Origin of the sequence: Deinococcus taeanensis (assembly GCF_020229735.1) — a bacterium.
In the GTDB taxonomy this organism is placed as follows: Bacteria; Deinococcota; Deinococci; order Deinococcales; family Deinococcaceae; genus Deinococcus; species Deinococcus taeanensis.
Genome location: NZ_CP083456.1, coordinates 384403 through 411050, shown reverse-complemented (window position 1 = coordinate 411050; position 26648 = coordinate 384403). Strand labels below are relative to the sequence as shown.

Annotated in this window: 22 protein-coding genes; 13 read left to right on the top strand and 9 right to left on the bottom strand. The window is 68.3% G+C overall.

The genetic code is table 11. The annotated features are described in order from the left end of the window. The first annotated feature begins 480 nt into the window (after nucleotides 1-480). The 8 genes from LAJ19_RS15585 to LAJ19_RS15550 all read left to right on the top strand — a co-directional run bounded on the left by LAJ19_RS15585 (nucleotide 481) and on the right by LAJ19_RS15550 (nucleotide 10552). The gene (locus LAJ19_RS15585) at nucleotides 481-1509 is read left to right on the top strand and encodes a LacI family DNA-binding transcriptional regulator (RefSeq protein WP_225523424.1); all 1029 of its coding nucleotides are present in this window, start codon (nucleotides 481-483) and stop codon (nucleotides 1507-1509) included. Between the two features lie 128 nt (nucleotides 1510-1637). Beyond that, entirely contained in the window at nucleotides 1638-3251 is a 1614-nt protein-coding gene (locus tag LAJ19_RS15580) for an ABC transporter substrate-binding protein (protein ID WP_225523423.1), read from the top strand. A 70-nt stretch (nucleotides 3252-3321) separates the two neighbouring features. Continuing rightward, nucleotides 3322-4308 carry an ABC transporter permease gene (locus LAJ19_RS15575; protein WP_225523422.1) on the top strand — a complete coding sequence of 329 codons (987 nt, stop codon included), beginning with the start codon at nucleotides 3322-3324 and terminating at the stop codon, nucleotides 4306-4308. Next, nucleotides 4305-4733, top strand: coding sequence for an ABC transporter permease (locus LAJ19_RS15570; RefSeq protein ID WP_225523421.1), 429 nt, complete (start codon nucleotides 4305-4307; stop codon nucleotides 4731-4733). Before LAJ19_RS15575 ends, LAJ19_RS15570 begins: the two co-directional genes overlap by 4 nt. Further along, nucleotides 4730-6211, top strand: a complete 1482-nt coding sequence (locus tag LAJ19_RS15565; protein WP_255639858.1) for a dipeptide/oligopeptide/nickel ABC transporter permease/ATP-binding protein — start codon at nucleotides 4730-4732, stop codon at nucleotides 6209-6211. Before LAJ19_RS15570 ends, LAJ19_RS15565 begins: the two co-directional genes overlap by 4 nt. After that, the gene (locus LAJ19_RS15560) at nucleotides 6189-7244 is read left to right on the top strand and encodes an ABC transporter ATP-binding protein (RefSeq protein WP_225523420.1); all 1056 of its coding nucleotides are present in this window, start codon (nucleotides 6189-6191) and stop codon (nucleotides 7242-7244) included. Before LAJ19_RS15565 ends, LAJ19_RS15560 begins: the two co-directional genes overlap by 23 nt. A gap of 93 nt (nucleotides 7245-7337) precedes the next feature. After that, nucleotides 7338-9167, top strand: a complete 1830-nt coding sequence (locus LAJ19_RS15555) for a glycoside hydrolase family 3 protein (protein ID WP_225523419.1) — start codon at nucleotides 7338-7340, stop codon at nucleotides 9165-9167. A gap of 488 nt (nucleotides 9168-9655) precedes the next feature. Then, complete coding sequence (locus LAJ19_RS15550; protein WP_225523418.1) at nucleotides 9656-10552, top strand: alpha/beta fold hydrolase; 897 nt, start codon at nucleotides 9656-9658, stop codon at nucleotides 10550-10552. 752 nt (nucleotides 10553-11304) lie between these two features. On the opposite strand, the gene LAJ19_RS15545 is transcribed toward LAJ19_RS15550, so the two are convergent. The 7 genes from LAJ19_RS15545 to LAJ19_RS15515 all read right to left on the bottom strand — a co-directional run bounded on the left by LAJ19_RS15545 (nucleotide 11305) and on the right by LAJ19_RS15515 (nucleotide 19517). After that, the gene (locus tag LAJ19_RS15545) at nucleotides 11305-12474 is read right to left on the bottom strand and encodes a phenylacetate--CoA ligase family protein (RefSeq protein ID WP_225523417.1); all 1170 of its coding nucleotides are present in this window, start codon (nucleotides 12472-12474) and stop codon (nucleotides 11305-11307) included. Nucleotides 12475-12517: 43 nt separating this feature from the next. After that, nucleotides 12518-13312 carry an ABC transporter ATP-binding protein gene (locus tag LAJ19_RS15540; protein ID WP_225523639.1) on the bottom strand — a complete coding sequence of 265 codons (795 nt, stop codon included), beginning with the start codon at nucleotides 13310-13312 and terminating at the stop codon, nucleotides 12518-12520. A 137-nt stretch (nucleotides 13313-13449) separates the two neighbouring features. Further along, nucleotides 13450-14637, bottom strand: coding sequence for an ABC transporter substrate-binding protein (locus LAJ19_RS15535; RefSeq protein ID WP_225523416.1), 1188 nt, complete (start codon nucleotides 14635-14637; stop codon nucleotides 13450-13452). A 90-nt stretch (nucleotides 14638-14727) separates the two neighbouring features. After that, on the bottom strand, nucleotides 14728-15801 hold the full coding sequence (locus LAJ19_RS15530; RefSeq protein ID WP_225523415.1) for a branched-chain amino acid ABC transporter permease: 1074 nt from the start codon (nucleotides 15799-15801) through the stop codon (nucleotides 14728-14730). Between the two features lie 33 nt (nucleotides 15802-15834). Further along, on the bottom strand, nucleotides 15835-16731 hold the full coding sequence (locus LAJ19_RS15525) for a branched-chain amino acid ABC transporter permease (protein ID WP_225523414.1): 897 nt from the start codon (nucleotides 16729-16731) through the stop codon (nucleotides 15835-15837). Nucleotides 16732-16749: 18 nt separating this feature from the next. Beyond that, nucleotides 16750-18720, bottom strand: coding sequence for an AMP-binding protein (locus tag LAJ19_RS15520; protein WP_225523413.1), 1971 nt, complete (start codon nucleotides 18718-18720; stop codon nucleotides 16750-16752). Next, the gene (locus tag LAJ19_RS15515; protein WP_225523412.1) at nucleotides 18717-19517 is read right to left on the bottom strand and encodes an ABC transporter ATP-binding protein; all 801 of its coding nucleotides are present in this window, start codon (nucleotides 19515-19517) and stop codon (nucleotides 18717-18719) included. Before LAJ19_RS15515 ends, LAJ19_RS15520 begins: the two co-directional genes overlap by 4 nt. 252 nt (nucleotides 19518-19769) lie before the next feature. On the opposite strand from LAJ19_RS15515, the gene LAJ19_RS15510 reads away from it, so the two are divergent. The 3 genes from LAJ19_RS15510 to LAJ19_RS15500 all read left to right on the top strand — a co-directional run bounded on the left by LAJ19_RS15510 (nucleotide 19770) and on the right by LAJ19_RS15500 (nucleotide 23140). Continuing rightward, nucleotides 19770-21326: an AMP-binding protein gene (locus LAJ19_RS15510; protein WP_225523411.1), complete on the top strand. Its 1557-nt coding sequence runs from the start codon at nucleotides 19770-19772 to the stop codon at nucleotides 21324-21326. A 520-nt stretch (nucleotides 21327-21846) separates the two neighbouring features. Further along, complete coding sequence (locus tag LAJ19_RS15505; RefSeq protein ID WP_225523410.1) at nucleotides 21847-22158, top strand: hypothetical protein; 312 nt, start codon at nucleotides 21847-21849, stop codon at nucleotides 22156-22158. A gap of 160 nt (nucleotides 22159-22318) precedes the next feature. Next, nucleotides 22319-23140: an IS982 family transposase gene (locus tag LAJ19_RS15500; protein ID WP_225523409.1), complete on the top strand. Its 822-nt coding sequence runs from the start codon at nucleotides 22319-22321 to the stop codon at nucleotides 23138-23140. 79 nt (nucleotides 23141-23219) lie between these two features. Here the strand turns inward: LAJ19_RS15500 and LAJ19_RS15495 are convergent, their stop codons facing one another. After that, a complete protein-coding gene (locus tag LAJ19_RS15495) occupies nucleotides 23220-23750 on the bottom strand; it encodes a P-loop nucleotide/nucleoside kinase family protein (RefSeq protein WP_225523408.1) in 531 nt (176 codons plus the stop codon). Nucleotides 23751-23872: 122 nt separating this feature from the next. Between LAJ19_RS15495 and LAJ19_RS15490 the strand changes: the two genes are divergently transcribed. Further along, the gene (locus tag LAJ19_RS15490) at nucleotides 23873-24193 is read left to right on the top strand and encodes a hypothetical protein (RefSeq protein ID WP_225523407.1); all 321 of its coding nucleotides are present in this window, start codon (nucleotides 23873-23875) and stop codon (nucleotides 24191-24193) included. 31 nt (nucleotides 24194-24224) lie between these two features. Here LAJ19_RS15490 and LAJ19_RS15485 read toward each other — a convergent pair whose 3' ends face one another. Beyond that, the gene (locus LAJ19_RS15485) at nucleotides 24225-25337 is read right to left on the bottom strand and encodes an NAD(P)-binding domain-containing protein (RefSeq protein ID WP_225523638.1); all 1113 of its coding nucleotides are present in this window, start codon (nucleotides 25335-25337) and stop codon (nucleotides 24225-24227) included. A gap of 223 nt (nucleotides 25338-25560) precedes the next feature. On the opposite strand from LAJ19_RS15485, the gene LAJ19_RS15480 reads away from it, so the two are divergent. Then, nucleotides 25561-26631, top strand: a complete 1071-nt coding sequence (locus LAJ19_RS15480) for an Atu2307/SP_0267 family LLM class monooxygenase (RefSeq protein ID WP_225523406.1) — start codon at nucleotides 25561-25563, stop codon at nucleotides 26629-26631. Nucleotides 26632-26648 lie beyond the last annotated feature (17 nt).

The window sequence follows — 26648 nt, the reverse complement described above, 5'->3', positions numbered from 1 at the left end:
CTCGAGCGCTGGCCGCGCGGCACGTTGGCCCGGATCACGGCGCCCGCGCACGCAGCGTCCAGCCGCCCTGGTCCGGGGGCAGCGCCTCGCCGGTGAAAAGAGGAGCCAGGGCACGCTCGCCGCGCCGCTGCACCTTCACGGCTGCGGCGGCCGCATCGCGCCGGGCCTGTCCGGGTGAGGCCGTGCCCAGCGACCGGCAGCGGCGACTCGTGACCGTGCGGGGGCGGTGAGGGGATCGGCTGGGAATCCGGGCTGCTTTTTGACGTGTCAGGCCTCGCCGCTCAAGCACCCGAACAGAACCTGCCGGGGAGGGCGCGTCCGGGTGGGCCGCAGTGGCGGAGGGGCCGCCCGGCCACGCGGGGCCTGCTGCGGGTGGGCGGGGGCGGTTCGGGTCGCAGGGCCGGTTGACAGCGGGGTCATTTCCCGTTACTTTACCGGTAAATACCTTTACCGATAAACCGTGCTCACCGAAGAGGACACATGACTGACCTGCCTGCCACGGTCACGCTGGCTGACGTCGCCCGAGAGGCCGGCGTGTCCAAAATGACCGTTTCGAACGTGATCAACAACAAGCCCGGCATGTCCGAAGACACCCGCCAGCGGGTCCGGCACGCCATCGACCGCACCGGCTACGTCGTGAACCCCGCCGCCCGGGCCCTGAGCAGCAAACGGCCACGCAACAACCTGATCGGCGTGCTCACACCGCAACTGAACTGGCCCTGGGTTGCCGAACTGCTGCACGGCGCGAGCACCACCGCCGAGGCCGCCGGGCTGAACCTCGCGATCTTCACCACCGCCAGCAACCCCACCCTCGAGCGTGAACGCGCCACGCTGCTGCGCACCCTCGCCGACGGCGTCCTGCTGGTTATCCCCTCCGCCGAGGAGCACAGCATCTTCGGCGACTCCGTCCCGGTCGTCACGCTTGGCGGACACGGACAGCACACCGTGCAGGTGGACAACTACACCGGCGGGTACCTCGCCACGAAGCACCTGATCGACCTGGGCCACACCCGCGTGGCGCACCTCGCCGGGCAGAACGACGACACGCCGCTGCGCGACGCCACCGACCGGCAGGCCGGCTACCACGCCGCGCTGCTCGACGCCGGCCTGCCGGTGCCTGACGCCTACGTGCAGAAAGGCGAGTACGCCGAGGACGTCGCCGAGCGCGTCACGCGCACCCTGCTGACCCTCCCCGAGCCGCCCACGGCCATCTTCGCCGCCAACGACCTCAGCGCCATCGGCGCGCTGCGCGCCGCCGCCGCCCTGGGCCGGCGCGTCCCGCAGGACCTGAGCATCGTCGGCTTCGACGACATTCACGCCGCGGCCGTCACCGACCCGCCCCTGACCACTGTGCGCCAGCCTCTCGAGGAGATGGGCCAGGCGGCCGCGCGCCTCCTGATTCACCTCACCCGCAACGAACCCACCGACTCCCACGTCCGCTTCCCCGCCACGCTCGTCGTGCGCGGCTCCACCGCCCCGCCCGGTCAGGAGGCCCACATGGACCCCTGATCAACGCCACCCGGACCTGCCCGCCCACCGTCACGCGCCCGCCCACGCGGCCGCGGCGGTGTCCCATGGCCTGAACCGGCCGCCGCCCCCACGTTCCCACCGAGGTCGAGATGAACCGTACTGCCGCCGTGACTGCCCTGCTTGCCGCCGCCCTGACTGCCACCGCTCTGGCCCAGCAACCCAAAACGGTCTTCACGGTCGTGCGGCCCACCCAGTGGGGTGCGCAGAACCTCAACCCGTTCACGCCGGGCGACCAGCATCTGCTGCCCACCAACAGCGTCATCTACGAGACGCTGTTCTACGTGAACACCCTGACCGGGAAGGCCACGCCGGTGCTCGGCACGAAATCCACCTGGAGCAAAGACGCCCGGACGCTGACCGTCACCATCCGCGACGGCGTGAAGTGGACCGACGGCCAGGCGTTCACCGCGCGGGACGTGGCGTTCACCTTCAACTACCTCAAGCAGTACCCGGCGCTGGACACCAGCGCGCTGTGGAAAAGCGGCCTGACCAGCGTCAAGGCCAGCGGGGACAGCACCGTGACCTTCACCTTCAGCAAGGCGAACGTCCCCACCTTCCAGTACATCGCGGCCACGCCCATCGTGCCCGAGCACATCTGGAGCGCCGTCAAGACGCCCCTGACCGAAACGAACCCGAATCCGGTCGGCACGGGACCGTTCGTGTTCGACAGTTACAGCCAGCAGGCGCTGCGGGTGCTGAAAAACCCCAACTACTGGATGAAAGGCCAGCCGTACGTGGACGCCATCGTCTGGACCGCCACGAACAGCAACGACGCCGCCCTGCTCAAACTGCTCAAGGGTGAAGCGGACTACGGCTACATCGGCGTGCCCGACCCGGAAGGCGGCTACGCCAAGCGCGGGCCGAACAACACCTACTTCTGGCCGGTCACGGGGGACAACTACCTGTACTTCAACACTGCTAAGGCGCCGTTCAACGACCCGGCCTTCCGCCGCGCCCTGGCTCAGGCGGTCGACACCAGCAACGTCGCGCAGAAGGCCTACGCCGGGGTCGCCAAGGCCGCCCACCCGAGCGGCCTGATTCCCGGGCAGCAGGACTGGCTGACGGCCAGCACCCGCGCCGGCGCCCTGCGGTACGACGCCGCGGCCGCCGACGCGGCGCTCACGAAGGCCGGTTACCGCAAAGACGCCCAGGGCCGCCGCCTCGGCAAGGACGGCAAGCCGCTGCCCGCCTTCAAGATTCTGGTCGGCGCCGGCTGGACGGACTTCATCACCATGGCCCAGGTGATCAGCGAGGACCTCAAGGCCGTCGGCGTGAGCACCCAGATCGACCAGCAGGCCTGGAGCAGCTACGCCGGCGGCCTGCAGACCGGCACGTACGACATGGGCATCAGCTGGGGCTGGGGCGGCGGGCCCAGCCCGTACTACCTGTACAACCAGAGCTTCGCCCCGGAATTCACCGCGCCCGTCGGGAAGACCGCCCCGTCGAACCTGGCGCGCTACACCAACCCGGCCATCACGCAGGCCCTGGCGCAGTTCCGCGCCAGCAGCGACGAGGCCACGCAGAAAAAAGCCATCAACACCATCGCCGCGACCGTCATGAAAGACATGCCGTGGCTGCCGCTCACGGACCGCTTCGAGTTCTCCCTGTACAACACCAGCCGCTTCACGGGCTTCCCGACCCGGCAGACCCCGTACAACCACGGCACCGCGGACGACACGGTCGGCGCGCGCCTGATGTACCTCAACGTCAAACCCAAGTAAACCCGCCGGGGCGGGGCGCTCCCATGGGGCGCCCTGCCCGCCCTGATCCGCCGCGCCCAAGGAGGGCCGCATGCCATACCTGCTGCGTAAATTCGGCCTTCTGGTGTTCACCCTGTGGGTGGCCGTCACCCTGAACTTCATCCTGCCGCGCCTCGTGCCCGGCGACCCGATCGGCGCGATGCTCGCCCGGTACCAGGGGAAACTCGACCCGGCGGCCGTCGAGGCCCTCACGGCCGCGTACGGCCTGGACCAGAAGGGCACCGCCCTGGGTGAATACCTCCGGTACCTCACGGACCTGCTGCGCGGCGATTTCGGGCGCTCCATCGGGCAGTTTCCCACGCCGGTCAGTGACATTATCGCGCTCGCCGCGCCGTGGACGATCGGCCTGGTGGGCGTCACGACCATCCTGGCGTTCGCGCTGGGCAGCGCGCTGGGGCTGTACAGCGCGTGGCGGCGCGGCACGCCGCTCGCCGACGCCCTGCCCCCACTGGCGCTGTTCCTGAACAGCATGCCGTACTTCTGGTTCGCCCTGCTGCTGCTGTACGTGCTGGCCTTCCGGCAGAGCGTCTTCCCGCTCGGCGGGAACCTCGATCCGTTTCTCACGCCCTACAGTTCCCAGTGGTGGTCATCGCTGCTGCGCCACGCGGCCCTGCCGGCCCTGACGCTGGTGGTCACGGCGTCCGGCGGGTGGCTGATCACGATGCGCAACAACGTCATGAGCGTCCTGGGGGAGGACTACATCGCGTTTGCGCGCGCCAAGGGCCTCAGTGAAGGCCGGCTCCTGAACCGCTACGTGCTGCGCAACGCGCTGCTGCCGAGCTTCACCGCGTTCGGCATGGCCCTGGGCTTCGTCGTGGGCGGCAGCATCCTCACCGAGACGGTGTTCAGCTACCCGGGCCTGGGCCTACAGCTGTACACGGCCGTCACCAATCTCGACTACCCCCTGATGCAGGCGATCTTCCTGTTTATTGCGCTGGCGGTCCTGATTGCCAACTTCATCGTCGACGCCCTGTACGCGCTGCTCGACCCACGCGTGCGTGACGGGAAGAGCGCGTGACGGGCCTCGGCCTGACCCTGAAGCGCTCGCCGCGCGCGGCGGCCGGCGCGGCGCTGCTGCTCACGCTGCTGCTCATGGCGCTGCTGGCCCCGCTTCTGACGCCCTACCGGCCGACCGCGCAGGAGTACGGCACGTTCCTGCCGCCCGGCGGGGCCCACCCGCTGGGCACGACCGCCCTCGGGCAGGACCTCTGGGCGCAGCTGGTGTACGGCGCGCGCCTCACCCTGCTGATCGGCCTGAGCGCGGGCGTGACCGCCACGGCGATTGCCACCGCCATCGGCCTGTGCGCCGCGTACTTCGGCGGCCGGACCGACGAGGCCCTGAACGTCCTGATCAACGTATTCCTGGTCCTGCCGGGCCTGCCGCTGCTGATCATCGCCAGCGCCTTCCTGCGCGGCGGGGGGTTTGGTCGATCATTCTGGTGATCAGTCTCACCGGCTGGGCCTGGGGCGCGCGCGTCATCCGCTCGCAGGCCCTCGCCCTGCGTCACCGGGACTTCGTGCACGCCGCGGTCGCCAGCGGTGAAGGCCCGGCGCGCGTGATCTTCGCGGAGATGCTCCCGAACCTCGCGGGCCTCATCGCCGCGAGCTTCTTCGGCACCGCCCTGTACGCCGTGCTCAGCGAAGCCGGCCTCGCGTTCCTGGGCATGGGCGACGTCAGCCAGGTCACGTGGGGCACCATGCTGTACTGGGCGCAGGCGCGCGGCGCGCTGCTGCAGGGCGCGTGGTGGTGGGTGGCCGCCCCGGGCCTGTGCATCGCGCTGCTGGGCACCGCGTTCGCGCTGATCAATTTCGGCATCGACGAGGTCACCAACCCGAAAGTGGTGCACGGCGCGCGGACCACGCGGGTCCTGCGCCGCCCCCGCCCCGCCGGGCCGGACCACGCGGCCCCGGACGCCCTGCTGTCCATCCGGGACCTCGACGCCGGGTACGTCACACCCGCCGGCCCGGTCCGCGCGGTCCGCGGCGTCACGCTGGACGTGCAGCCCGGCGAATTCGTCGGCCTGGCCGGGGAGTCCGGCTGCGGCAAAAGCACCCTGGCGTTCGCCGCCACCCGGCTGCTCGACGCGCCCGGCGCGGTGTTCGGCGGGCAGGCGATCCTGAACGGCCGCGACCTGCTGGACCTCACGCCCGAGGAGCTGCGCCGGGTCCGCTGGCGGGACTACTCGCTGGTGTTCCAGGCCAGCATGAACGTGCTCAACCCCGTGCTGCGGATCCGCGAGCAGCTGTTCGACGCCATGCAGGCGCACGGCGTGAAGGACCCCGAGGCGCTCAGCCGCCGCGCGCGTGAGCTGTTCAGCCTGGTGGGCCTGCGCGAGGACTATCTGGCCGCCTACCCGCACCAGCTGTCCGGCGGCATGAAACAGCGCGTCGTGATCGCCATCGCCCTGGCGCTCGAACCGAAACTCGTGATCATGGATGAACCCACCACCGCCCTGGACGTGGTGGTGCAGCGCCAGATCCTCCAGGAGATCGACGCGGTGCGCCGCCGCCTGGGCATCAGCGTGGTGTTCATCACCCATGACCTGTCGCTGCTGGTGGAGATGAGTGACCGGATCGCCATCATGTACGCCGGCGAGGTGGTTGAGGAAGCCCCGGCCCGCGAGCTGTACGCCCGGCCGAAACACCCGTACACCCGCCGGCTCATGGGCGCCTTTCCGCCGCTGGACGGGCCCCGCGAACGCCGCGACGGCATTCCCGGCCGGCCGCCGTCCCTGGCGCTTGACCTGAGCGGCTGCCCGTTCTTCGAGCGGTGCCCGCAGCGCATGCCGGGGGTGTGCGACGTCAAACCCCTGCAGCGCTACGAGCAGGCCAGCGGCCACCCGGTGGCGTGCTTCCTCTACGACCCCAGCGTGGACCCCACCTTCAAGGAGCAAGCGTATGCCCCGCTCGCCAGCGACTGACCCCGCCCCCACCGACGCCGCGCCGCCCACCCTGACCCTGAGCGGCCTCACCAAGGTGTTCCGGGTGGGGCGGTCCGGACAGGCCGTCACAGCCGTGAACGACCTCACCCTCCAGATCGGCCGCGGCGAGGTGCTCGGGCTCGTCGGGGAGTCCGGGAGCGGCAAAAGCACCGTGGCCCGCCTGATCGCCCGGCTGCACGACCCCACCGCCGGCACCACCCGCCTCGGCGGGCAGGAGGTGCCCCGCACCCTGCGCGGCGCGCCGCTGCGCCGCTTCCGGCGCCGCGTCCAGATGATCTTCCAGGATCCGTTCGCGAGTCTCAACGGCCTGCACACGGTGGGCTACACCCTCGCGCGCCCGCTGCGCATCCACGGCCTCGCCCGCGGCGCGGACGTGCAGGCGGAGGTGCACGCCCTGCTCGACCGGGTCGGCCTGTCGCCCGGCGCCGCCTACGCCCGCAAGAAACCGCATGAGCTGTCCGGCGGTCAGCGCCAGCGCGTCGTGATCGCCCGCGCGCTCGCCGCCCGCCCGGACCTGATTCTCGCGGACGAACCCACCAGCGCCCTGGACGTCAGCATCCGGCTGGACATCATGAACCTGCTGCTTGACCTGCGGGACACCGAAGGCCTGAGCCTGCTGTTCATCACGCACGACCTCGCCGGCGCGCGCTACATGAGCGACCGGATCGCCGTGATGTACGCCGGGCACCTCGTGGAGATCGGACCGGCCGAGCGCGTCATCGGCGACCCGCAGATGCCGTACACCCGGCTGCTGAAAGCCGCCGCCCCGAACCCTGAAGGTGGCGTGGGCGAACGCCTCGACGCGCCTGGGGAGGTGCCGGACCTGCGTCACCTGCCGCCCGGCTGTCCGTTCGAGCCGCGCTGCCCGCACGCGCGCGAGGCGTGCAGCGCCGCCCTGCCCCGGCTGTACGACGTCGGGCCCGGCCACCAGGCCCGCTGCGTCCTGCATGATCCGGTCCTCGCCGCGGCGCCGGCCCTGCGGCCCGCCGGGGTGGTCCCGGCCTCCGCCTGACCCACCTGCCCGCCTTCCCGCTTTTTCCCGTTGTGCCCGCGCATTTCTGCGCGGCGCGTGACGCCCGGCCCCCCGCGCCGCCCAAGGAGCCTCATGACCACGTCTCCCCTCACGTCCGACCAGCAGCAGTTCACCGAGCAGCTCCTCGCGCAGATGACCCTCGCGGAAAAAATCGGGCAGATGACGCAACCCGAGAAGAACAGCGTCAAACCCGGCGACGTCGCCCGCCTCGCGCTGGGCTCCGTGCTGAGCGGCGGCGGCGGCAACCCGGAGCCAAACACGCCCGCCGGGTGGCGCGCCATGGTGACGCAGTTCATCGCCGAAGCCCAGCAGTCCCGGCTGCGCATTCCCCTGATCTACGGGGTTGACGCCGTGCACGGACACAACAACGTCGTGGGCGCCACCATCTTCCCCCACAACATCGGCCTGGGCGCCACCCGCGACGCCGAGCTCGTGCGCCGCATCGGCCGCGCCACGGCGCTGGAGGTCGCCGCGACGAACGTCCGCTGGAACTTCGCGCCGGCCGTGAGCGTGCCCCAGGACATCCGCTGGGGCCGGACGTACGAGGGGTACAGTCAGGACCCGCGGCTCGTGTCGGACCTCGCCGTCGCGCTGATCCGCGGCTTCGAAGGCGACGGCTGGACGGCGCCCACCGCGGTGCTGCCCAGCGTCAAGCATTTTGTCGCCGACGCCGCCACCACCTGGGGCAGTTCCACCCGCGCTCAGAGCTTCGACCGGACCCTGTCGAACGCCACGATGACGCAGGACTTCCGGGAACTCCTCGAGCGCGGCGCGTGGCAGATCGACCAGGGCAACGCCGAAATTGACGAGGCGACCCTGCGCGCGGTGCACCTGCCGCCCTACCGCGCCGCCATCGAGGCCGGCGCCCTGAACGTCATGGCGTCCTACAGCGCGTGGCAGGGCCTGAAGGTGCACGCGCACCGCTACCTGCTCACCGACGTCCTGAAAGGTGAACTGGGCTTCCAGGGCTTCGTCGTCAGTGACTGGGAAGCGCTCGACCAGCTGCACCCGGGCGACTACGACCGCTGCGTCGTGGACGCCATCAACGCCGGCATCGACATGGTGATGGTGCCCTTCGACTACGAACGCTTCATCGGCAGTCTCACCCGGGCCGTGGACAGCTCGGCGGTGCCTCTGGCGCGCATCGACGACGCGGTCCGGCGCATCCTGACCGCCAAAGTCGCGCTGGGGCTGTTCGAGCAGCCCCACACCGACGAGCGCCTGCTCGCGCTCGTCGGCTGCGGCGCGCACCGCGACCTCGCGCGTGAAGCGGTGCAGAAGTCCCTGGTGCTGCTCAAGAACGCCGGCGCCCTGCCCCTCGACCCCCACGGTCCGGAAGTGCTAGTCGCCGGCGCGGACGCCGATGACCTGGGCGCGCAGTGCGGCGGGTGGACGATCAGCTGGATGGGCGGGCGCGGACCGACCACGCCGGGCACCACCATCCTCGAGGGGCTGCGCGCCGCCGCCGGGCCGGACCGCGTGCACTACAGCCCGGACGGACACGTCACGCGCGACTACCGCGCCGGCGTGGTGGTCCTGGCGGAAGAGCCGTACGCCGAGGGCATGGGCGACCGCGCGGACCTGACCCTCAGCGCCGAACAGGCCGCGCTGGTGGCCCGCGTCCGCGCCCGCTGCGAGCAGCTGACCGTGGTGCTCCTGTCCGGCCGGCCGCTGGTGATCACCGAGCACCTGCCGGCGTGGGACGCGCTGGTCGCCGCGTGGCTGCCCGGCACGGAAGGCCAGGGCGTGGCGGACGTGCTGTTCGGCCGCGTGCCCTTCAGCGGCCGCCTGCCGTTCGACTGGCCCCGCACGGCCGACCACCTGCGCCGCGGAGACGGACCGGCGCCCCTGTTTGCGCTGGGTGAAGCCGCGGCCGCCCTCGAACCGGTCATGGGGGACTGACCGCGCCGCGTGGTCCGGAGCGCAGGCCCTGAGGTGCACGGCCGCCCGGAACCCGGATCACGCCGGGCGGTCTCCCCCGTGGCGTGTCAGGAAGGGTGTGCCCACTTGACGCCCCTCACACGCGGGCACGCTCTGCCGTTCACGGTTGCCCGTCCGCAGGAAAAGTCGGGGCAACGACACGGTAAGGGAACCGGCCCGTTCCTCCGCCGTGACTGCCCCGTCATACCCGGCCGCCAGCATCAGCAGCACGGTGGTCAGGGTTCGCCTGTGCGCTGTTCCCGCGCGTGCCCGCACCACAGCAGCCTGCCTCCAGCGTCGGGGGTGACCCTGTGCCAGTCGCTGAGCACCAGGGGGACCGTCTGGCGTCGAAGCAGAGCCCAAGGCCGCCGGGCTGAGGCGTCAGGACTTCCGGTAAGATCGAGGGAGCCGTCCCGTCATGAAGCCGGCCCCAGTGGTGGAGAACGCCACGCCCTGCCAAGGAGACCCCCATGATCCTGACGCCTGGGAATCACACCTTCAGCGCCGACCACCTTGACCTCGCGTACACCGTTGCCGGGACGGGCCCCGCCCTGGTGGTCCAGCCTCCTGGCTGGGGCATCGGGGCGGGCCTCTACGAGCGCTCCCTCCAGCCGCTGGAGCGCGACTTCACCGTCATCTCCCTCCACCCGCGGGGGAGCGGCCGCTCTGCAAGCCCAACCGACGCGAACGACATCAACGTCGGTCGCTTTGTCGATGACCTCGAAGCGTTACGCCAGCACCTCCAGCTCGGACAGATGGCGCTGTTCGGGCATTCACATGGGGGATACATCGCGCTCAATTACGCCCTGCGATACCCGCAGCACCTGTCCCATCTGGTGGTCGTGGACGCGCAGCTTGGCGTGAAGGAACCAGGAGAGGACCTGCAGCGGACCCTGCCTGTTCTGGCGCAGGATCCCCGGCGTGCTGAGGCCGTCCAGGCCTTCAGTGAACCGCCGAACCTGAAGACGGATGAGGATATGAGCGTGTTCCTGGCGCGCATCGCGCCGCTGTACTTCCGTGATCCGCAGGGCGAGGGGGTGGCGCTGTTCCGTGCGTTTGTGCGGTCGAACCGGGTTTCGCTGGCCACCGATCAGGCTGCGGGCGCTTCGGACGGACGGTTCCTGGTGAGGGACCGGTTGAAGGCGATCACGACGCCCACGCTGGTGCTGGTCGGGCGTCACGACTTTATCTGCTCCCCGGTTCAGGCCGAGGTCATCCATCACGGCATCCCAGGATCACAGCTGGCAGTGTTCGAGGACAGTGGGCACCTGCCGTGGATAGATGAGCCTGCAGCGTGTTTCGTGACGATGACGCACTTCCTGAAAGGCAGCCGGCCTGAGCGCCCGGCCGGACCAGCAGGCGCCTGATTCGGAACTGCCGACGTTTCCCACCGGTCAGCACCAACGAAAACGCCGACGACTGGGGTGGTGACGCCCGGAGCCCAGCGCTGCGGACCGCTTCGCTTCTCCTGAGTTCACGGTGCCCCTGGGCCAGAGCGCAGTCATGGCCCAGGCGCAGCACATTTAAAGCAGGAGGGCAACGCTCCGGGAGGCGCACTTATGCGCCTCCCTGCCGGGCGCCGTGGTGTGAATGGCGCACCTGTCCTCCACCGCCGTTCATGGGTCGTGAACTGCCATTGGTGTCTGTTGTCATCAACCGACGTGGAATCCAGCGCGGGTGCAGGGGTCCTGACCCCTCGACCTGTACGCCGTCCTCTCTCCTGAGGCCGTCGTGTTCACCACCGCGCTCTACCATCTGCGGCCAACGACAGTCGTGGGCACTGAACTTGTGCTCCTCAACCAGTTGCGTCCCCAGCACCCTGACGCCGCAACGGCAGCCGTGACGTCCGTTCCCTCCCGCGGGGCGAACTGCGCGATCGTTGCGAGCCGGGTCGTCTTCCGAAGACGGTCAGGCCAGTCTGCACCCACAAGAGGCCTCGTGACCCAGCACGCCCAAGTGGACAACCTTTGCTGCCATGTGCGCACGCTTGCCGTCAGCGTCAGAAATAAGCGCCCGGGGCAGCGTCATGGCCGCAGGGGTGACCTGAAATTCAGGTCACCCCTGCCCTCCGCCTGCTGCGGGGCAAGCTCAGGCGCAACGCCACGCCCGGGGTGCGTCGTTACGGTGACTGCCCGCCGTGCCGTTCGTCGCGCACGCCCTGCCCCACGTGCTCAGGGTCGACGCTCAGGGTGTCAGCCCGGATCGCGAAACGCTTTTGAAAGTCAGCGTGCAGTGCACTGAGGTCGCTGCGCGCTGCGCCGCGCACAAGCAGGTGAAGCCGGTCCGTGCCGCTTGCGCCGGTGAGGTGCAGGGTGTGCTGGGTGTGGTCCAGACCGTGCCCCGCCAACCAGAAGGCCACTTCCCGCGGAAACAGCTTGACCCCTTTTACCTTGAGCATGCCGGTCACATTGCCGAACACGCCCGCAGGCAGAACGGTCCCCCCGGGCCGGCGCTCCAGCCGGGTGAGGTCGCCGGTGCGGAAGCGCAGCAGGGGCATGGCCCGCTTGGTGAGGTGGGTCACGACCAGTTCACCACGCACGCCGTCCTGGACAGGCTCGCCGGATTCCGGGTCAATGACCTCCACATGGATCCAGTCGTCCAGCACGCGCATGCCGCTGCGCTCAGGCGTTTCCAAGGCGATCAGCCCGGCTTCACTGGTGGCGTAACAATCCAGCGCAGGACAGCCCAGCGCCGCTTCCACCTGTTCGCGGCGGCCCTCGATGCTGCTCAGGGGTTCGCCAGCCGCGATGAGCAGTTCCGGGCGCGCACCGGCCTCGCCCAGCTTCTGCGCGAAGCTCGGGGCGCTGACCAGCACGCGGACGCCCAGGCGGCGCAGGGTGTCGAGTTGCGCGTCGGTTTCGCCGGGTCCGAACGGGATGGTCTTGGCGCCGAGCGTCTCCAGACCGTCCTGCATCAGCCAACCACCGGCAAACCGGTGGTAGCCGAACGCCACCTGAACATGGTCCCCAGGCGACACGCCGGCCCGTGCGAACGCGGCGGCGCCGGCCTGGCCGTGGCCTGTGATGTCAGCGCGGGTGGCGTATTCCGGCAGCCAGCCGCCGCCTGGGTGTGGCGTCAGGTGGACCCGCACGGCCTCCGGATGCATGAGTTCGCCGGCTTCGAAAGCGGCGCTCAGGCGCTCACGGGTCAAGAACGGCACCTCGCCCCAGCCGGCGGTGTCCGGCAGGTCGCGCAGGGCCTCACGGTAGAGCGGCAGGGTCCGCAGGCGGGAGAGCAGCGCCGGCGCGTCAGGCGGGCCAAGGTGAACTGAGGTCAGGAGGTTCGTCATGAAAGTCTCCGGCACAGCGGCTGGGTGGGGCGGGGGGCGGCGGTCACATCCAGCGTTTGCGGCGTTTGTAGCTTTTGACTTCCCGGAAGCTCTTGCGGCCACCGTGTTCCGTGACGCCCAGGTAGAACTCCTTGACGTCGGGGTTGTCGGCCAGCGCAGCGCTCTCGCCTTCCATCACGATGCGCCCGCCTTCCATGACGTAGCCGTAGTCGCTGTGCCGCAGGGCAATGTTCGCGTTCTGCTCCACGACCAGCACGCCGACGCCTTCCTCCTGGTTGATCTGCCGGACGTTGTCGAAAATCTCCGCCACCAGCAGGGGCGCCAGACCCAGCGACGGTTCGTCGAGCAGCAGCACCTTGGGGTGCGCCATCAGCGCCCGGCCAATAGCAATCATCTGCTGCTCGCCGCCGCTGGTGTAGCCGGCCTGCTTGTGCCGCAGCGCGCGCAGCTTGGGAAAGTAGCTGTAGATCCGTTCCAGGTCGCTGGGCCAGTGTCCGCGGCCCAGGATGGCGCCGGCGCGCAGGTTTTCCTCGACACTGAGGTGCTTGAACACCCGCCGGCCCTCGGGGACCTGGACCACGCCGGCTTTCACGACCTCGGTGCCGCCCAGCCCGGAAAGGGTACGGCCTTCGAAGCTGACCGTGCCCTCGCGGATCTTGCCGTTCTCCGGCTTGAGCAGTCCCGAAATGGCGCGCAGGGTGGTGGTCTTGCCCGCGCCGTTGGTCCCCAGCAGGCTGGTGACCCGTCCGGCACGGACGGTGAGGGACACGCCGCGCAGCACCTGAATGATGTCGTGGTACACGACCTCGACGTTGTTGATGGTCAGGTCGCTGCCCATGGCGGTCGGGCGTGCGGGAGCGGTGGGCGCCAGGGGTGCGGGGGTCGGCATGCTATTGGGCACGGTCAAGGGAATTGCCCTCCTTCAGGGATGGCGCCAGAGGTGACCGTTGCCGGGTGTCTTCTGGCGCCGAGCACTCACTTCAGCGGATGAACCAGCTGGAACATCTTGCTTCGCTGCGCGCCGGTGATGGCCTTGAAGTTCCCGGTCGCGTCGGCCTGCAAGAGGCGCAGGTTCTCGGCACCCACGTGGTCCTTGGCGCTGAAGGTCACGGGACCGACGGTGAAGCCGGGGTTGAAGGCGCGGCTGCCATTCATGCTGGTCAGGCCCTTGTAGACGCTGGCCGCCGTGATGGTCTTGCCGCCGCGTTTCATGGCCTCGATAGCGATAGACGCGGCGAGCATGCCGCTGGTGTAGTGCACGCTGCGGATGGTGTCGGCCTTGCGTTCAAACTGCGCGCCGATCTTCTTGACCAGCTGAATGCCGGGCTGGTCGCCCTCGTCGTACATGTAGTAGCTGGTGGCCCACACGAAATCCTTGGCGGCGTCACCGGCCAGTTTGGTCAGGTCCTCGCCGCCGGTATAGTGCGCCCCCATGAACTGCATCTTGCCCAGCAGCCCGAGCCGCTTGGCGTCCTTGAGGATGTTGGCCACCGGCCCGGCCGTGTTCTGGTTGATGATGTACTTGGCGCCCTGGGCTTCGAGGCGTTTGAGCAGCGCCGTGTTGTCCAGGTTGTTGCCGCCGACTTCCTGCACGTCGGTAATCTTGAGGCCGAGCCGTTCGGCGGCCTTGCGGGCATCCACCACGGGATCACGGCCGAATGGGCTGGGGTTGACGATCAGCGCCACCTTGGCGCCGCGCTCCTTGTTCGCCACCCATTCCAGCAGGGCCACGATGTTTTCGCTGTAGCTGCTGACGGGCAGGAACATGTACCCGTTGTTGGGCGGGTCGATGATCCCGATGTGATAGCTGGCGGGCAGGGTGGGCACCTTCGTTTCCTGCACCACGCCCTTGATCTGGAGCATGCCGCCGGTGGCGTAGCCCAGGAAGACCGGGACATTCTGATTGCCGACAAATTCCTCAAAGTTGCGCTGCGTGTTGGCGTTGTTGTACTGGTCGTCACGGACCACACAGGTGAGGGTCACGCTGAGCATCTTCTGGGCGTTGGCGTACCGGCAGTAGTCCTCCACGCCCGCGGCGTAGCTGGACCCGGCGTCGCTGGTGGGGCCCGTGATGGCGCCCGACCAGACCAGCGTCGTGTTTTTCTGAGCGGTGGCAAACGAAGACAGGGTGACGAGGGCGGTCAAGGCAAGCAGCTTGTTCATGGTGGGACCTCCGGAGAGAAAGGGGCGGGAGAAGGGCGATGGCATGAAGGACGGCTGGGTCGCTGGGCTGCGTTAAGGCGCGGGGTCAGCTCAGAATTTGTAGGGCCATTTCTTGAAATACAGCCGGACGAGCCGCCACCAGTTGGCCAGGCCGCGTGGCTCGAACATCAGGAACAGCACGATGGACAGCCCGAAGGCCAGGGGCCGCAGCGCGGTGGCGGCGTCGACCCCCTGCGGAAAGATGTTCTGGGCGCCCAGCCACTCGCTGGCGTTGCCCATGAAGCGGTCGAGCGCCACGATGAACAGCGGGCCAAGAAAGGAGCCGGGCAGGCTGCCCAGGCCGCCCACGATGGCCATGGCCAGCAGCTGCACGGAGGTGTGCAGGCCGTAATCCTCGATGACCACGGCTTTCTGGAAGTAGGCGAAGAGCCCCCCGGCGATGCCGGCGTAGAACGACCCGATCATGAAGGCGGTGAGCTTGGCCCGGCCGGGGTGGATCCCCATGGCCGCGGCGGCGCGGTCGTTGTCACGCACGGCGATGAAACTGCGGCCGTGACGGGTGCGCAGCACGTTGCGCCACAGCAGGCCCAGCCCCACCAGCACCGGCAGAATGAGGTAGTACCAGAAGCGGTTGTGGTTGAGGAAGCTGTCGCGGATGCCGAACACCTGCACGGTCGGCATGCTGATCGCGCCGCCCTGCGCCAGCACCGGCAGGTGCCCCACCAACCACTCGAAGATGATCTGGAACGCCAGCGTGGCCACCGCGAGGTACAGGTATTTGAGGCGCAGGCTGGGCAACCCGACGAAGGTGCCCACCAGGGCGCCGGCGACGCCACCCAGCGGAATGGCCAGGAAGAATGGAAGGTTGAGCCGGGTGGCGGCCAGCGCGGTGGCGTAGGCGCCGACCCCCATGAACGCGGCCTGCCCGATGTTGATCAGGCCGGTGTAGCCGGTCGTGACGTTGAGGCCAAGCACCGCCACCGCGAAGATCATGATCATGTTCACGTCGCGCAGCAGCGTCTTGGGGAGCAGAAGCGGCAGGGCGAGCAGCAGCAGCACGCCTACGATCAGGCTGGCCTGCTCGGCGGAGGTTGCAAAAATGGTCTGGTCCTGCTGGTAGCGCACGCGGTAGTTGCCGGTCTGGGTAAAGCGGGACGCGGGCATCAGCGGCTCCTCCAGGCGGAAGCGTGAGGGGCCTTAAACACGTTCAATCTCCTTCGTGCCGAACAGGCCGTAGGGCCGGAGCAACAGGACCGCGATCAGGACGATGAAGGGGAAGACTTCGCGTGTGCCGCCGCCGGGAACGAGCCCGTCGAGGTACCCGGCCGAGAGGTTTTCCAGCACGCCGATGAGCATGCCCCCCACGATGGCGCCGACCACACTGTCCAGTCCGCCCAGGATGACCACCGGAAACACCTTGAGGCCGATGCCGGCCAGGCCGCCCAGGGTCAGGCCGCTCATCAGCCCGAGGATCACGCCGGCGGCGGCGGCGGTCAGGGCGGCGGCCGCCCAGGCCAGCGCGAAGACCCGCTCCACACTGGTGCCCACGCTCATGGCGGCCATCTGGTCGTCGGCCACGGCGCGCATGGTGATGCCCAGGGTGGATTTGTTGAAGAAGTAGGTAAAGCCTCCCAGCAGGGCCAGCGCAGTCAGAACGCCGGCCAGTTGCGTGCGCGAAAGCTGCGTGCCCAGCACACTGAGCCCCTCGCCGCTCAGGACCGCGGGGGTCGTGAAGCTGAAGTTGCCGGCGCCGTAGGGTGTGAGGTGAATCAGGCCCTCAATCACGCTGCTCAGGCCAATGGTCACCATGATGACCGAGATGATGGGCTCTCCGACCATGCGGCGCAGAAACACCCGCTCGATCAGCATGCCCAACCCGAACGTGATCAGCATGGCGATCAGTCCAGCCAGCCAGAAGTTGAGGCCGCGCTGGGTCAGGGCGAACGCGATAAAGGCGCCGGTGGCGATGATCTGGCCGTGGGCGAAGTTAATCACGCGGCTGGATTTGTAGATCAGCACGAAGCCCAGCGCGGCCAGCGCATAGATCGAGCCGATGACCACGCCGGCAAGCAACAGTTGAGGAAGCAACTCCATAGCGAACGTCCTTTGAACTCAGGCGCCCAAGGGCGCGCGGCGAGAGGAGGTCTGGGGGGGAGTCTCCGCGCCCGCACCCGGCACGTCATGCACCTGAATGCTGGCGGTCACCCGCTGTTCCTGACCGTCCTGGTATTTAAAGGTGGCCTCGACCTGCCGGACCCGGCTGCCGTCGTACAGGGCCTCGATGAGGGGCGCGTACTTCTCGCTCACGGTTTTGCGGCGCACCTTGCCGGTGCGGGTCAGCTCCTCATCGTCGGCGTCGAGCAGCTTGTACAGCAGCACAAAGCGTTTGATGCGTTCATGCGGCTCCAGCCGGCCGTTGGCGTCCTGCACCTCGCGGGCAATCAGTTCGGCCACCTCCGGTTTGCTGCTCAGGTCCATGTAGGTGCTGTAGGCCAGCTGGCGTTTCTCAGCCCACTGCCCGACCGTCAGGGGGTCCACGTTGAGCATGGCGGTCACTTCCTCGCGGCCGTCTCCCAGCACCACCGCTTCTTTGATGTACGGGCTGAACTTGACGCGGTTTTCGATGTACTGAGGACTGAACTGCTCACCGCGCGCGCTGCGCATCACGTCGCTCAGGCGGTCAATCACCTGAAGGTGGCCGTCGGCGGTCAGGCGCCCGGCGTCGCCGCTGTGCAGCCAGCCCCCGCGCAAGGTTTCGGCGGTGGCTTCAGGTTTCTTGTAGTAGCCCTGGCACACGGCTGGGCTGCGGCTGACGATCTCGCCTTCTTCCGTGATGCGGCACTCGCCCCCGGGCAGCGGTTTACCCACGGTGTCGAAGCGGACGTCGCCGTCGCGGTGCACGTAGGCGATCCCGATATTCTCGGTCTGACCGTAGATCTGTTTCAGGTTGATGCCCAGGCCGTGGTAGAAGCGGAACACGTCCGGCCCCAGGGCGGCGCCGCCGGTGTAGGCGTGCGTGAGGCGCAGCAGGCCCAGCTGGTCGAGCAGGGGCCGGGTCAGGCCCCAGTAGGCCACCTTCCGTTTCAGGGCGGCCACTCCGCTGGGCCGCCGGCCACTGAGTGACGCGTCGGCCGCGTCGGTGCTCCACTTCAAGAGGCGGCGGTACAGCGCCCGGTTCAGGCCGTAGGACTCCTGCATGCGGATGAACATCTGGCTCTGGATGCCTTCCCAGACGCGCGGCGGAGCAAACATGAAGTGCGGGCCGATTTCCACCAGGTCCTGCATGGCGGTCTCGGTGCTTTCTGGGAAATTCACGGTGACTCCGTTGGCCAGTGCCACCGCGATGGTCATCATCTGTTCGCCAATCCAGGCCATCGGCAGGAAGCTCAGGTAGTCGTGTCCGGGCTTGAAGCCCTCGACCTGTCCGAGCGCCTGGCCCATGTAGAGCAGGTTGCGGTGCGACAGCATGGCCGCCTTGGGCAGGCCGGTGGTGCCGGAGGTCAGACTGAAGTGGCAGACATCGTCGGCCTGCCCTTGAGCGGCCTCACGCGTAAAGACGTCGCTGTCCTGCTGACGCCCGAGCGCCAGCAGGTCGCTGAAGCTCATGAACCAGTCGTCGTGGGCGTGCTTGCTCATGCCCCGGCCGTCTTCAAAGATGACTTTCCTAACCTGCGGAAGCTCGGCGCGGTGTTCAAGCAGTTTGTCGACCTGCTCTTCGTCCTCGGCGAGCACAATCACGGCGTCGGTGTAGTCCACCACGTAGCGGACTTCACTGGCCACGCTGCTCTGGTAGACCCCGACGCTGATGGCCCCCAGCGCCTGCGCCCCGACCTCCATGAACACCCAGGCGGGGATGTTCTCGGCCATGATGGCCACTTTGTCGCCCCGGCGCACGCCGAGCGCCCACAGACCGGCCGTCACCTCCTGGACGCGCTGGAGGTAGGCGGCGTAGGTGGTTTCATTCCAGATGCCGAATTCCTTGTGGCGGAGCGCGACGCCCTGGGGGGTCGCGGCCGCACGGTGAGCCAGCACCTGGGGAATGGTCAGGCTGCTGACGTCACCTGGGAGCGAGGCGGCACTCACGTGCTGGCTCCCTGGGCCGCCGGGACCGGGCCGGCGCCTTGCACGCCGGTATAGGCTTCAATCACGCGGGGATCGGCGCTGACCTCTTCCGGCGTACCCTCGGCGATCTTCTGGCCAAAGTCGAGGACATAGATCCGGTCACTGATGTCCATCACGACGCCCAGGTCGTGCTCGATCAGTACGACCGTGATGCCCTGTTCGCGCTGGATGTCCAGAATGAAGCGCACCATGTCTTCCTTCTCCTCGACGTTCATCCCGGCCATCGGCTCGTCGAGCAGCAGCAGTTGGGGCGCCAGCGTCAGGGCGCGGGCGACCTCCACCCGCTTCTGGATCCCGTAGGCCAGCGTCCCGACCGGGTGGTGCCGGTGGGCCTCAAGTTCCATGAAGTCAATCACCCGTTCGACGTAGGCGCGGTTTTCTGCCTCCTGCCGGCTGGCCTTCCCGTAGAAGAGCAGGCTGTCGAGCAGGCCGTAACGCAGGTGGGTGTGCCGGGCGAGCAGCAGGTTTTCAACGACGGACAGTCCCCGGAACAGTTCCAGGTTCTGAAAGGCGCGCGCAATGCCGTAGCTGGTGACCACGTTGGGCGCTGAGCGGCTGAGGTCATGGTCCCCGAAGGTAATGCGGCCCCGGGTGGGGTGGTAGAAACCACTGATGCAGTTGAGCAGGCTGGTTTTGCCAGCGCCGTTGGGCCCGATGATGCTGACGATCTCTCCCTCGGGAACGACCAAACTCACGTCGGTCAGAGCATTGAGCCCCCCAAAGGTCAACGTGACGTGTTCGACGTGTAGTTGCGGCATGGCACCTCCAGCAGAGCGGACGAAAGGAGCAGACCCCAGGCAGCACTGGGGCAGGGAAAGGGCTTGGGTTGTGGGTGTCCCGATTATGCGAGGACCCCAGCCGTGCCACTCCGCGACCTATCTAGACAGATGCATCCAAGGATGATGAGCAGGCTGGATGCGTATAGACAGGTTGACGAGCGAGGAGGCCGCTTCTCCGACACTTGGTGCACCCTCACCGCTCCACCTCAAGCCCACCCCAGGACGTCCGCCTTGAAGACCCCACTGACCCCATTGGAAGCTGTTCTCCGCACCCTGGCCGTGTACCGTGACCGACCCGCCGTCCAGCAGCTGCAGGGGCCGCAAACGAGCTACGGGGACTGGGGTGAACGCATCGCCCGGCTCGTCGCCCTGCTGCGGACCCGAGGTCTCCAGCCAGGGGGCCATGTGCTGCTGGTTTCTCTCAATACGCCGGACGCCCTGCTGGCCTTCCACAGCGTTCCACTGGCCGGCGGGGTCATTGTGCCGCTCAATCCGGCATTCGGGACCGAAGCACTGAACTTCCTGAGCGCCCACGCTGACCCGCAGGTGGCGCTCGTGGACGCGGCGCAGCTCGGCCGGGTGCACAGCACCCTGCAGGCCCTGAACGTGCCCGTCATCGTTCTTGGCGATCAAGCCTTCGAGGCCGCACTGTGCGGCGCCGAGCCCCACGGCCTGAGCCTGCCGGAGAACCTGGACGAAGACGCCCCCATCAGCATCAACTACACCTCCGGCACCACCAGCGACCCCAAGGGCGTGATGCTCACGCACCGCAACGCCTTCCTGGCCCTGAGCAACCTGCTGTATCACCTCAACCTGCGGCCCCAGAGCGCGCTTCTGCACGCCCTCCCCCTGGCCCACGGCAACGGTTGGGGCTGCGTCTGGGCCGCCACCGCGGCCGGGGCCACCCACGTGCCGCTCCCCGACCCGGGTGAGCTGCGCGCAGCCCTGAGCGACCCCGACATCGGAGCGACCCACCTGTACGCGTCTCCGGCCCTCCTCTGCGCGCTGACAGATCCAGCCACGCCCATCCAGTTGCCGCGGCCGGTGCAGTTGCTGCTGGCCGGCACCAGCCCGCCTCCACGGACACTGCGCGCCCTGCAGGCGCAGGGGTTCGGGATCCTGCACGGCTACGGCCTGACCGAGACCAGCGCGATCATGACCATCACCGACGCCGCCGACCTGCGCGACCTGAGCGACCCGGCGCCGGTCCTGGCGCGCCAGGGTCATCCCATGGTGTTCGGCGGGCAGGTGGCCGTGGTTCTCGAGAGTGGCCAGGCTGCGCCTCCTGACGGCCAGACGCCAGGTGAAATCATCATCCGGGGCAATCAGGTGATGAAGGGCTACTACAACAACCGCGCCGCCACCCGGAAGGCCATCAAGCATGGCTGGCTCCACACGGGCGACCTCGCCGTCAGGCACGGCGACGGACGCATCGAGATTCTGGACCGCGAGGGTGACCTGCTCAACCTCGGCGGCCATCCGGTCTCCAGCGCGCAGATCGAGGCCGTGCTCTACCGCCATCCCAGCGTGCGCGAAGCCGTGGTGGTGAGCACGCGGGGCGAGGGCGGTGAAGAAACGCCGGTGGCCTTCGTCACCCTGCATCCCGGCGCGCAGGTGCTCCCGCGTGAACTGCTGGGCTTCTGCACGCCCCACCTGCTCCCGCACGCCCTGCCGCGGCGCATTCAGCTGGTTCCCGAACTGCCCAAGACAGCCAGCGGCAAGGTTCTGAAACACGTGTTGCGCTCGCAGGTGGCAGGCAAGGCCAACGCGCTGTCCGCCGACGACTGAGCCGGCGCCTCAGACGTTGCCCGGCGGTTGAACCTACCCCGGCAGGGCTGCCGTCACTTCCGTGCGGCGGGGCAGACGGCGGGAAAGACGCGCTGGGGCCCTGTTCCGCACAGTCCACGCCCAGAGCTCTGGCGTTTGATCCGCTTGAACCTGTTCACGGTGCCTTCCGCCGGCCCAGTGCTCTGTGGCCCAGTGCTCTGCGGTCCAGTGCTCCGCGGCCGGGGGACCGCGGCCAGGAGCGCTCTGCGCTACCGGGGAGGCGGATCACCAGCGTCTGAAGGTCAGGCAAGCCGCGCCCTGCGGCTCGCTCGAACCAGCCCTCAAGCTGTTCGGCGGTCCTGTGCGCCAAAAGGCTGCGGAATGCCACAGCCAGGCACCGCATCCGGCGTCCCGGCCAGCACTTGTCCCGCAGCACAGCGTGCAGGCGGCGGCGCCCACCAGGCGCCGCCTCACCCTTCAGGAACCGCCAGGTCACCACGCCCGTGACGATTGTGTAGGCCACGCCCGGTATGGTGCAGGCATGACCACGACCGCGTACCACACCCTGAGTCTGCTCCAGCAGGGCCTCCAGCCGCGCCTGCCTCAGGCGGTCCTGGTGTTCGTGGAGGGCCGGCCGGAGGACCGCCGGGACACCTTCATCGTGACGCTCAAGCAGGTGCACCCGGACAGCGGCGAAGTCTTCGCCGTGGAGTTGCCGTTTCTGACGCAGGTCTGGGCCGATCTCGGCCTCGAGGTGCTGACCGGTGAACTGCTGCGCTTCATTCAGGCGGAGCTCGCGCAGGGCCTGCCGCCCGCCCTGAACAACGCGTACGTGCGCCGGCCCCTGCGCTGAGCGCCGTGACAGGCACGCCCGGCGGCGCGGCCAGGACCCTGCTTGACGCCCGCAGGTGTAAGGGCAGGCGGGCGACGGTTACAGTGCCCGCACCATGCACATGATTCACCGCGAATAGGGGTTGACCTGTAGGGTAAAAAATGCGAAGGGGACGGTACTTATGAGCCATCCCGATCTCACGTTACTGCCGCTGGGTGTTGCCGTCACCCTGCTAAGCCGCTCGATTCAGCCGCACATACCGCCGAAGCTTATCCATTCCCACGAGAAGATCTCCGATGCCGGCCTGCTGGCAGTCGCCCTGCTTCATAAGCTGCACAAGGTTCCATATTTCAGCCGCTGGTGGCGATTTCTCAAACTCAATCACTTTCCAGGCTTCCCCTCTGAGTCCCAGGCCCGTGTTCGGCTCGCCCGGTTGACCCCCGTCGTCGAGCAACTCGCAACTGAAGTCCAGTGCTTGGACTTTGTCGCGGTCGATTCGGAAACCCTGCCTGTCTCGACGTTCAAACGTGCGCCCCGGTGCAAATTCTGTGGTGCCCGTCACGGGTTCAGCACCGCTGGGCCAGTCTACGGCTTCAAGCTGGATGCCTGGTGCACCCTGAACGGGAAGATCGCGAAGTACGAGATCCGTCCAGCCAATCAGCACGACTTCACCGTGCTGTGCGAGATGAACAAAGATTGGCCCTCTAATGGAGGGCCACAGCAGATTGGGGATAAGGGGTATCAGTCGGCAACATGCCTGACCCCACCGAAAGCGAATGCCAGAAGGGTCGATTCGCGCTGGAGAGCCGAATACGGAGCCGCGAGGAAGTGCGTGGAGTCCGCGTTCTCCGTGCTGGTGGGTGCTGGACTGCGATGGGGTCAGGTCACGACGTATCTCAGCCTGCGGCTCAAGGTGGCACTGGGCGTCCTGGCGCATAACCTCAAATTCACCGACATCAGTGCCGGAGCGCTCAGGTGTACACCCCATTTCATGGCCCCCTGAAAGCAGGCTGGGTTGTGGCTATCAAATCTGAGGGGGGCAGGAAGAGGGGCGGTTCTGGGCGACTCCATTCCTTCACGCGTCACCCTGAGGCTCGTGTGTGCTGGATGGACATCCACACTTCCTCGGCAGCGTCATCTGGTGTGCGTGCGGCTGTATCGCACACCAGACGATCCTGGTTCCACGACTGATAGTGAGCCCTGCCTGCTTCCACTTGATCCCAGGTTGGCGGAGACCATGATGCATGGTGAGCAGACCCATCTTGATACCGTGCAGTGACGCGCCGCTCGTGTTCGGCCAGATCCGAGCAGATGACTTCGACATTCAGCAGTTGAACGCCTGCTTGCACCGCAATGTCCGACCATGCCCTTCTGGTTTCAGTTAGCGGATTCACGCAGTCGGCGATCACCGGTAATCCTGTTGCGAGATTGTCCGCCGCCATGGCATAGATGGCCGCATACCCTTCGACCGTTACCTTTGGCATACCAGCGTGAAGGAGGGCTGCTTCCACACTATCAACGCGGAAGTAGGCCGCCTGGAGCCGGTGGGCGATCAGCCGGGCGAGGGTACTCTTTCCCGTTCCTGGTAAGCCTGAAAAAACAACAAGCATCATGGAAAGTGTAGGGTAAGCCATCGAGAACAGCCCGTTCGTTTCAGCAGAAACATCACAGACCCTGTCGGTCGTCAGGTGACGCGTGGCCAGGCCGCAACAATCTCTTTCGCGCTGCTCCCGCCTTGAGTCAACCCCTATTCTCGGTGATTCAGTTGCTGCTGCCCCAGTACGACAATGACGGCCAGCCCTTCGCCCCTGCCCTGTTAGCCGAGGTGAAGCGCCGCCTCACCGACGAGTTCGGTGGCCTGACCGCCTACGTGCGCGCGCCGGCCGCGGGGCTCTGGAAGGATGGCGGGGACACCGTGCGGGACGACGTCCTCGTGTACGAGGTCATGGCCGGGCACCTCGACCGCGCCTGGTGGGCCTCGTACCGCGAGTCACTGCGGCGGGCCTTCCGGCAGGACGCCCTGGTCATCCGCGCGTACCCGGTCGAGGTGCTGTAGCCCGGCCAGGACGCCGGTGGTCCTGGCGCGCTCAGGCGGTGGAGCGGTTCAGGACGGCCAGGAGTTCGGTGGCAGCGGCGCGGCCGGCCCGGTTGGCGCCGATGGTCGATGCCGACGGGCCGTACCCGACGAGGTGAACGCGCGGGTCCCGCGCCACCTGGGTCGCGAGCCGGCCGGTCATGTGGACGCCGCCTGCGGGGCCGCGCAGGTTCAGCGGCGCGAGGTGGTCCAGCGCGCTGCGGAAGCCGGTGCACCACAGAATCACGTCGGCGCGCAGCGCGCCGCCGCCGGGCCAGCGCACGCCGTGCGGGGTGATTTCGCTGAACATCGGCTGGGGGGTCAGGACGCCCCTGGCGCGCATCGCCTCGGTCGCGGGCGTCACGGGAAGTCCGGTGACGGACACCACCGACTGCGGGGGCAGCCCGCGCCGCACCCGGTCCTCCACGAGCGCCACGGCGGCGCGTCCGGCGGCCTCATCGAACGCGCCCGCGTGGAACAGCGGCGGGCGGCGGGTGACCCAGGTGGTGGTCACCTGTGAGACCTCGTCCAGCAGCTGCAGGGCGGAAATGCCGCCGCCCACGATGAGGACGTGCCGGCCGGCGAAGTCAGTGGCGGCACGGTAATCGCGGGTGTGTAGTTGCTCGCCGCTGAAGCGCCCGGCGCCGGGCACCTCAGGAATGAACGGCGCTTCCCAGGTGCCTGTGGCGTTGATGAGCCCCCGCGCCGCGTAGTTGCCGCGGTCTGTTTCGATGTGCAGGCGTGGGCCGCGGTCGCTGACCCGCCGGACCCGTACGGGCCGGATGACCGGCAGGGCGAAGGTCTCCTCGTACGCCGCGAAGTAGCGGGGTACGGCGACCCTGGCCTGCGCGGTGGTTTCGCCTCGGCCGAGGGTGCGCGCGAACGGCAGGTCGTGAAGGCGGTTGACCGTGCTGAGCGTCAGGCCCGGCCAGCGGTGCTGCCACGCGCCGCCCGGTGCGGCGGCGGCGTCGAGCACAACGAACTGCTCCTGCGCGTGCAGGCCGAGCTGCTGGAGGTGGTAGGCCGCCGACAGGCCGGCCTGGCCGGCGCCGATGATGAGAACGTCGGTGTTCAGAACGACGCCGGGCGGGGCCAGGCGGGGCAGTGCAGTAGGGGCGTCGGGCATCATGTCGGCCTCAGGGGGCGGGCGGTGAGGGCCACTTTCACGCGGTTCCCGGCGCGGGTGAACAGTCCGGGTGAGCGCTGCGCCTGGTGTGCAAAGCGGGCAGGGTGAGGCCGGGCGGGCGCGGAGGGGGCGGTTGCCTCCCCTGTTCACTTTAGTGCTAAAGTGAAATCCAGTCAAGGTCAGGCAGGAGAATCCTGCCGCCAGTACACCCGCAGGAGATCCCATGGACATCGGCATCGACAGCTTCGCCGCCACCGTCACCGACCCCACCACCGGCCAGACCCTCTCCGGCGCCGACCGCCTCAACCACCTCATCGAGGAAATCGAACGCGCCGACGCCGCCGGTCTCGACACGTTCGGCATCGGTGAGCACCACCGGCGCGAATATCTCGACGCCGCCCCGGCCGTCATCCTGGCGGCCGCCGCCGCACGCACCACCCGCATCCGCCTGAACAGCGCCGTCACGGTCCTGTCGGCCGACGATCCCGTCCGCGTCTTTCAGCAGTACGCCACCCTCGACCTTCTCTCGCGGGGCCGCGCGGAAATGATTGTCGGCCGCGGCTCCTTCGCGGAAGCCTACCCCCTGTTCGGCCTCGACCTTCACCACTACGACGTCCTGTTCGCCGAGAAACTCGACCTGCTGCTGAAACTGCGGGCCGACACGCACGTGCACTGGCAGGGCACCTTCCGCGCGCCGCTCACCGGCCAGGGCGTGTACCCCCGCCCGCAGCAGGCGCAGCTGCCCATCTGGATCGGCGTGGGCGGCACACCCGCCTCCTTCGCGCGGGCCGGCACCCTCGGACTGCCGCTGATGGTCGCCATCATCGGCGGGGACTTCCGGCGCTTCCGGCCGCTGGTCGACCTGTACCGCCAGGCCGGCGCCGCCGCCGGCCACCCGGCACAGACCCTGCGCGTGGGCGTGCATGCCTTCGGCTTCGTGGCGCCCACGGCGCAGGCTGCGCGCGACGCCTTCTATCCGGGGTACGCCCGCATGCTCGACACCATCGGCCGGGAACGCGGCTGGGCGCCCCCATCGCGCGCCCGCTTCGACGCGGAATGCGGGCCGGCCGGCGCGTACCTGATCGGCGGCGTGCAGGACGTGGCGGACAAGGTCCTGCACCTGAACGCGGTTCTGGGCGGCGTGGACCGGCTGACCTTCCAGATGACGAACGTCCTGATGCCGCACGGCCGCATGCTGCGCGCCATTGATCTGCTCGGCCAGGAGGTGGCGCCCCTCGTCCGGGCGCGGCTCGCGCAGAACCACGCGGCCGGTGTTCAGCCGCCGTTCGCCTGAGCCGGCCCGACGAGCAG

What these genes read in the sequence shown, in the direction of transcription:
- LAJ19_RS15525 (WP_225523414.1), bottom strand. Translation starts at nt 16,731, where the DNA reads ATGGAGTTGCTTCCTCAACTGTTGCTTGCCGGCGTGGTCATCGGCTCG.
- LAJ19_RS15530 (WP_225523415.1), bottom strand. Translation starts at nt 15,801, where the DNA reads ATGCCCGCGTCCCGCTTTACCCAGACCGGCAACTACCGCGTGCGCTAC.
- LAJ19_RS15540 (WP_225523639.1), bottom strand. Translation starts at nt 13,312, where the DNA reads ATGGGCAGCGACCTGACCATCAACAACGTCGAGGTCGTGTACCACGAC.
- LAJ19_RS15545 (WP_225523417.1), bottom strand. Translation starts at nt 12,474, where the DNA reads ATGACGAACCTCCTGACCTCAGTTCACCTTGGCCCGCCTGACGCGCCG.
- LAJ19_RS15515 (WP_225523412.1), bottom strand. Translation starts at nt 19,517, where the DNA reads ATGCCGCAACTACACGTCGAACACGTCACGTTGACCTTTGGGGGGCTC.
- LAJ19_RS15505 (WP_225523410.1), top strand. Translation starts at nt 21,847, where the DNA reads ATGACCACGACCGCGTACCACACCCTGAGTCTGCTCCAGCAGGGCCTC.
- LAJ19_RS15585 (WP_225523424.1), top strand. Translation starts at nt 481, where the DNA reads ATGACTGACCTGCCTGCCACGGTCACGCTGGCTGACGTCGCCCGAGAG.
- LAJ19_RS15555 (WP_225523419.1), top strand. Translation starts at nt 7,338, where the DNA reads ATGACCACGTCTCCCCTCACGTCCGACCAGCAGCAGTTCACCGAGCAG.
- LAJ19_RS15575 (WP_225523422.1), top strand. Translation starts at nt 3,322, where the DNA reads ATGCCATACCTGCTGCGTAAATTCGGCCTTCTGGTGTTCACCCTGTGG.
- LAJ19_RS15560 (WP_225523420.1), top strand. Translation starts at nt 6,189, where the DNA reads ATGCCCCGCTCGCCAGCGACTGACCCCGCCCCCACCGACGCCGCGCCG.
- LAJ19_RS15500 (WP_225523409.1), top strand. Translation starts at nt 22,319, where the DNA reads ATGAGCCATCCCGATCTCACGTTACTGCCGCTGGGTGTTGCCGTCACC.
- LAJ19_RS15535 (WP_225523416.1), bottom strand. Translation starts at nt 14,637, where the DNA reads ATGAACAAGCTGCTTGCCTTGACCGCCCTCGTCACCCTGTCTTCGTTT.
- LAJ19_RS15485 (WP_225523638.1), bottom strand. Translation starts at nt 25,337, where the DNA reads ATGCCCGACGCCCCTACTGCACTGCCCCGCCTGGCCCCGCCCGGCGTC.
- LAJ19_RS15480 (WP_225523406.1), top strand. Translation starts at nt 25,561, where the DNA reads ATGGACATCGGCATCGACAGCTTCGCCGCCACCGTCACCGACCCCACC.
- LAJ19_RS15550 (WP_225523418.1), top strand. Translation starts at nt 9,656, where the DNA reads ATGATCCTGACGCCTGGGAATCACACCTTCAGCGCCGACCACCTTGAC.
- LAJ19_RS15495 (WP_225523408.1), bottom strand. Translation starts at nt 23,750, where the DNA reads ATGATGCTTGTTGTTTTTTCAGGCTTACCAGGAACGGGAAAGAGTACC.